3 protein-coding genes are annotated in these 7263 nt (G+C 48.6%); all 3 read right to left on the reverse strand.

The window, feature by feature from the left end; genetic code table 11:
• The gene (locus AC1DP6_RS34645; protein ID WP_477058978.1) at positions 1–3084 is read right to left on the reverse strand and encodes an efflux RND transporter permease subunit; all 3084 of its coding nucleotides are present in this window, start codon (positions 3082–3084) and stop codon (positions 1–3) included.
• 26 nt (positions 3085–3110) lie between these two features.
• Positions 3111–4211: an efflux RND transporter periplasmic adaptor subunit gene (locus AC1DP6_RS34650; RefSeq protein WP_477058979.1), complete on the reverse strand. Its 1101-nt coding sequence runs from the start codon at positions 4209–4211 to the stop codon at positions 3111–3113.
• Between the two features lie 144 nt (positions 4212–4355).
• Positions 4356–7106 (reverse strand): magnesium-translocating P-type ATPase, encoded by a 2751-nt coding sequence (gene mgtA, locus AC1DP6_RS34655; protein ID WP_477058980.1) that lies wholly within the window; start codon positions 7104–7106, stop codon positions 4356–4358.
• Between the last annotated feature and the right edge of the window lie 157 nt (positions 7107–7263).

Raw genomic sequence — 7263 nt, forward strand, 5'->3', positions numbered from 1 at the left:
TTACGCTTCAGGTGAAGAATTCCATTTCTTTTCGATGAGATAATACAGCGCCGGCAATACGAACAGGGTGATGGCTGTAGCCACCAGCAGTCCATACACGATTACGGTGGCCAGCGGACGTTGCACATCCGACCCGATACCCGTGGCAAAGGAAGCTGGCAACAAGCCCAGGGCGGCTACGGAGGCCGTCATCAGCACCGGCCGGAAGCGGTTACGTGCCCCTTCTATAACAGCCTGCAACAGCAGGTAGCCCTGCTTTCTCAAATCATTGATCTGTGAAATCAAAATCACCCCGTTCTGAATGGCCACGCCAAACAAGGCAATGAAACCCACTGCGGAAGATACATTCAGCGTCATGCCACGAAGGTTCAGGGCCAGCATCCCACCGAATAATGCAAGCGGCACAATGCTGATGATCAGGCCCGCTTGCCGGAATTTTCCGAAGGCGCCGTAGAGCAGTAAAAACATGATGGCTAACGCCAACGGTACTACGACAATCAACTTCGCATAGGCCCGATGCTGGTTTTCAAACTGTCCGCCCCATTTAATATTATACAGCTCATGATTGTAGTGCACATTCTTTTCAATCTGCCGCTGTGCCAACTGCAGAAATGTGGTGAGGTCGTTTCCCCGCAGGTTGAGCTTCACGGTCAGGTGCCGTTTGTTTAACTCGCGGGTAATGGTGCTTTCCCCGGTGGCTGTTTTTACGGTAGCCACCTGCGACAACGGGATCTTTGCACCCGTGGCTGAAGTGAGCATCAGGCCTGCAATTTTCTCCGGCGTATTACGACTTTCATCGGTATATCGACAAATAACATCGTATACTTTATTGCCGGCAAAGACCTGTGAGATGGCTTTCCCGCCAATCGCCACTTCTATCAGCTCGGCCACATCGCTTACGTTCAGGCCGTAGCGTGCAATGGCATCACGGTTGATAGCAATCTGCAGCTGCGGCAACGGCGGCTCCTGGTCGATCGCCACATCGGCCGCTCCCGGAATCTGTTTTAATGTAGCAGATATTTCTGCTGCTATGCGCCGCGTTTCTTTAAAATCATCACCATATACTTTTACCACCAGCTCACTATGTGCCCCGGATATTTTATCCATTACACCGTCAATCATCGGCTGACTGAAGCCTACGTTATACCCCGGCATAGCGACGTAGGCGGCAGACAAATCGTTGATAAGATCTCCCTTGGTGCGACCGTTCTTCCATTCATGATAGGGCTTGAGACCAATAGAACATTCAAAATGTGAGGCCGTCCAGGGATCGGTACCGTCATCATTACGGCCGGCCTGTACCATCATGTAGGTCACCTCCCCAAATTGCATGGTACGCTGCCGCAAACTATCACTCATTTCTTTAGAGCGCTGCAGCGATATGCCCGGAGGCAGTTGCACCTGCAGCCAGATAGAACCTTCATCCAGCGGTGGCAGGAAGTCCTTCCCTACTGTAAAGGAAAGGATCACCGCCCCCGTCAGCACCAGCGCCAACGGAACAAATACCCGTTTGGGTTTTTCCATGATCTYTTCCAGCCGCCGCCGGTAAGCATTTGTTAACCCCTCCAGCCATTTATTATGATATAGTTTACGGGGCTTGCGATATATCGCAAACGCCAAACCGGGTATGAGCAACAATGCTACGGCCAATGCGCCCAGCAATGCATAGCCTACGGTAAAAGCCATCGGCGTAAACAGCTTGCGTTCTACTCTTTCAAAAGAAAACAAAGGCAGGTAGGCAATGATAATAATGACAGTAGCAAAAAGGACAGGCTTGGCCACTGCCGCCGCTTTCTGCGCAATGCTGGTTTCGGACAATTCCTCTTCCGGGTTATCTTCCCGCTTCTTCAGGATAGCTTCCATCATCACAATGGCCCCATCTACAATGATCCCGAAATCAATGGCACCCAGGGAAAGGAGGTTAGCAGGAATGTTGGTGAAGTGCATTAATATAAATGCAATGAGCAGCGCCAGCGGAATGGTGATAGCTACTATCAGTGCCCCGCGCCAGTTACCGAGGAAAATGATCAGCACAATAATCACCAGCCCTATGCCTTCCAGCAACGTATGCGATACCGTATCCAGCGTATTGTTGATCAGCTGCGTACGGTCCAGGTAAGGACGGATGGTGACACCTGCCGGCAAAATATGCTGATTAAGATCATCAACGGCGGCGTGTATGCCTTCCAGTACCACAGAAGGGTTCTGGCCTTTCAGCAACAATACAATGCCTTCATCACCTTCACTGTAATTCACCTTTCTATCGGTGTACCCCAGGATACCCTTACGTTCCAGGTTGCCCAGTTTAAGACGTCCCAGGTCTTTTAAAAATACGGGCACACCGCTTACTGATTTCACCACCACATCACCGAGACTCTCCAACGTTTTCACCAGCCCTATGCCACGCACTACGTAACCGAGATCACCAATGGTGAGTACACTCCCCCCGGCATTGGCATTATTGTTACTGATGGCGGCCTGCACATCTGCCAGCGACACATGGTACTGCTCCAGCAGCTGCGGATCAATCTCCACCTGGTACTGGGCGGTGATGCCACCGAAATTGGTCACCTCTGCCACGCCCGGCACCTGTTTGATACGGGGAATAATAGTCCAGTTCTGTAGGTCGGTGATGGCTTTCAGGTCATGGTTGCTACTTTCAATAATGTAGCGGTATATTTCACCAATGGGCGAAGTCAATGGGTCCAGTCCGGGTTTGGCACTATAAGGCAGATCTACATCGCTGAGCCGTTCGGTGATGCGCTGCCTCGCCCAGTAATCTTCCATCCCATCTTCAAATACAATGGTGATGACAGACAGGCCGAAAGTACTTTTGCTACGCATCACATGCATGCCGGGCATCCCGTTCAGCGCACGTTCTACCGGAACAGTAATTTGTTGTTCTACTTCTTCGGCAGCCAGACCAGGCACCTGGGTAACTACCTGGGAAGTCACATCCGCGATATCCGGATAAGCTTCCACCGATAGTTGTTTCCAGGAGTAATAACCAAACAGGGCCAGGAGTAAAAAGAGCACAGCAAAAAGCCAGCGCTTTTCAATAGCGGTAAATATTAATTTCTTCATAAAAAGTCGTTGATAAACAGGAGTACTTATTTAGCGTCCAGCAGGTAAAATCCACCTTCCGTTACAATCCGGTCACCAGCCTGCAGACCGGCGGTAACTACCACCTGGTTGTTGCTGCTGCCATTGGTAGTAATAGCACGTTTTACAAACTGTCTTTCCCCGGTAGCTACAAATACATAGGGAGCATCGTTGGCCTGCAAAAGTGCAGTGGCGGGGATCAGCAGCGCAGGAACGGGATGATCCATAAAGTTTACGGTTACATACATGCCGGGTTTCAGGGCATGATCGGTATTGGCAACAGCGATTAATACCTGGACGCTACGGGTATCTTCATCTACCACCGCATTTACATGATATACTTTTCCTTTGAGCAGTATACCCGGTAAGGCCACTACTTCAATCGTACATTCGTCACCGGTATGAATAAAGCGGATATCTTTTTCTTTTACCTGTCCGGCAATCCATACACCGGATAAGTCGGCGATGGTAGCCACGCTGCTGGCATCATCTTTTATAAATTGTCCCAGCACTACTTTATTTTCTATTACTTCTCCCGCCACCGGCGCACATACCACCAGGGGTTGTCCGAGAGATAATTGTGCTGGGTTGACTTTAAAAATACGAATCCCCATGACGGCGTTTTCATACTCTTTCTTTTCTACCTCATAGGCGGTCTGCGCTTCTTCCAGGTCTTTCTGTGTACCTACTCCGTTGGCCATCAGGTCCTGCTGCCGGTTCCAGGTTCTCTCGGCCTGCTGCAACTGTGTTTTTTCCTGGAAGAAAACTTTTTGCGCCGCAATAAAGTCCGGCGAACTGATTTCAAATAAAGGTGTTTCCGGCTGTGTTTTCATGCCCAGGTATAAATAAGATTTCGTGACCCGGCCCTGGAAAGGCGGGGCAATTTCCGCATACTGAGTGGGAATAGCTTTCACAGTACCGGCGGTGCTCAGCTCCCGGCTATAAGGGGTACTTACTACGACATTGATTTTAATCCGGTTCTTTACGATTGATCCGGCAGGAAGGGTAATCGTATCTCCCTGCGGAACGGCAGTCGCGATGGGCGCTTCCTTTACAGAATGACAGGCAGCAGCCGTCAGCATGCCTACGGCAATTAGTCTTGTTCTCATGATGTTTGCGGATTGAAAAATGATATAGTACCCGAAGTGGCCCTGTTGCTTACCTTCCTGCGCGATGACTGCTAATCCAGCAGTCTATCGCAATCAGCAACAGGACCACTATAATAGTGGTGATCCACCACCGTTTTGAATGACTCATAACCACTGATTAAATCTCCTGATATACCAGTTTTTGATGACCTGTGTCAGCATACAGTAACCAAATAAAATAGCTGCCAGCCAGGGAAAATAGGACAATGGAAGTGGTTGCATTTTCAATGTTGCGGCAAACGGTGTAAACGGAATCGCGATACCGATGAGCATAATCACACTGGTCAATGCTACCACGGGCGCAGTCGCCCAGCTTTGAATAAAGGGTATTTTACGGGTGCGGATCATATGTACGATCAGCGTTTGTGACAATAATCCCTCTACAAACCAGCCCGTCTGAAACAGGCCCTGGTGTTCAGGACTGGCCGCTTTAAACACATAAAACATGAGCGCAAAAGTGGCGTAATCAAATATGGAACTCACCGGGCCAATGAACAACATGAACCTGGAAATATCTGATGCATCCCATTTCTTCGGCTGGTCTATAAAATCCTGGTCCATTTCATCCCAGGGAATAGATACCTGTGAAATATCATATAGCAGGTTTTGTACTAAGATCTGAACGGGCAGCATGGGCAGGAAAGGCAATAATGCGCTGGCGCCTATCATGCTGAACATATTACCAAAGTTGCTGCTGGCCGTCATCTTGATATACTTAATGATATTGCCGAAAGTTCTTCTTCCATAAATAACGCCTTTGCGTAATACCATTAAATCTTTTTCCAACAGGATAATATCTGCACTTTCTTTGGCGATATCTACCGCCGTATCTACACTGATGCCTACGTCTGCATCACGAAGGGCGGCGGCATCATTAATGCCATCTCCCATAAAACCCACAGTATGGCCTCTCGACTGCAGCAGCTTTACCACTCTTGATTTCTGCACCGGACTGAGTTTTGCCAGAATAGCTACTTCATCTATTTTTTCACCCAGCGCTTCATCACTCATCTGCGCGATGTCATTACCCAATAATATTTCGTTGAAAGAAATACCTACTTCCCGGCATATTTTCCTGGTCACTATTTCATTGTCGCCGGTGAGTACTTTCACGCGTACCCCTAACTTTTGCAATGCGTCTATCGCCAAACGGGCAGAAGGTTTTGCCGGATCCAGGAAGCCGATGAAGCCGGTAAGTATCATGTCTTTTTCATCTTCCACCGTATACGTCAATGCACGGTCATCAAACTCGCGGATAGCTACCAGCAATACTCTCAGTCCTTCTTCGTTGAGCTTACCGGAGATACGCAGAATGTTTTCTCTTACTTTTTCGTCGATAGCAATTACTTTGTCAGTCTCGATATGCAGCTCTTTATCTTCACCCGGATCAAAGGCATGGGTGCATAGTTGCAGCATTTCTTCTACCGCTCCCTTACAGATCAGCAGTTGTTTGCCATTGCGTTGTTTCAGGATCACAGACATGCGGCGACGTTGAAAGTCGAAAGGAATTTCATCTGCTTTAAGGTAATGTTCTTCTACTTTCAGGTAGTCGTGCAACTCCACATGTTCCAGCACGGCCACGTCCAGCAGGTTTTTAAGGCCGGTTTGATGAAAGCTGTTGAGGTACGCCCATTTCAGGACYTCTTCATCTTCTTCTCCAAAAATGTTCAGGTGTCTTTCCAGCACAATTTTGTCCATGGTCAGCGTGCCTGTTTTATCGGTGCACAATACATCCATCGCACCAATATTCTGGATGGCATTCAGGCGTTTGATGATCACTTTACGTTTGCTCATGTTCACCGCTCCTTTCGCCAGGTTGGCGGTAACAATCATAGGCAGCATTTCCGGGGTAAGGCCCACTGCTACTGCAATAGCAAAGAGCAGGGCATCCCACCAGTTACCTTTTACCAATCCGTTGATGAGGAAAATAAGTGGTACCATCACCAGCATAAAACGGATGAGCAGGTAACTTACTTTATTTACACCTTTATCAAAACTGGTTTCCGCACGTTTGCCGGTAATAGATTTGCTGAGAGAGCCAAAGTAGGTCTGGTTACCGGTATTGACAATAATAGCGGTAGCTGCACCGCTTACTATGTTGGTACCCATGAAGCAGATGTTGTCTAACTCCAGCACCGTTTTATGATAAGCGTTTGCCAGCGGGAGACTATGTTTTTCTACCGGCAGTGATTCACCGGTTAACATGGCCTGGCTCACGAACAGGTCTTTCGACTGCACCAGGCGGCAATCCGCGGGGATCATATCTCCGGCAGATAAAAAAATGATATCACCGGGTACCAGTTGTTTGATATCTGTTTCTATTTTCTCTTTGGATTTACGTAGTACCGTGGCCGTAGTTTTCACCATACTCTTCAGTTGCTCTGCGGCGCGGTTGCTGCGGTATTCCTGGAAAAAACGGAGCAGGGAGCTTACCATCACCATGATGCCTACCATGATCACGGTTTTATATTCTCCTTCGCCGGGAGCCGCCATCCATACATCGGTGATAAATGAAATCAATGCAATGGCCAGCAGGATGGCGATAAAAGGATTAACGAATGCCGTAAACAATTGTTTGTACCAGGAAGGCGCTTTTTCGTGGTGTACTTCATTCGGGCCGGTTAACGTTAAACGTTTCCGGGCCTGTGCGGCAGATAATCCATCGAGGTGACTGTCCAGCAGGGACAGATATTCCGGCTGATCGGCAGCCGCTACCTGTTGCAGCTTGGTGGTGGCGCTTTCTTCATTGCCTCCCGGCATTACTCTCCTGATTTCAGGCATGCCGGACTTCCTTCTGAAGGCGTAGTTGCGCACAAAATGTGGGTGCTTATTTACAGCATTTGATAAGTATAACACAGCGCTATATTTTCCCTGCTGATGAGCACAGCAGGGCTATGTTATCAGGCAGGAGATGAAGAAATAAAGTAACGTTCGGGACCAGCGTCCATGATCTTTTTTATTTTTTAATGCGTTGCAAATGTACGCCGGCACTGCGGTATAAGCCGTTAGAGGG

The organism is Chitinophaga sp. 01L420 (assembly GCF_056399985.1).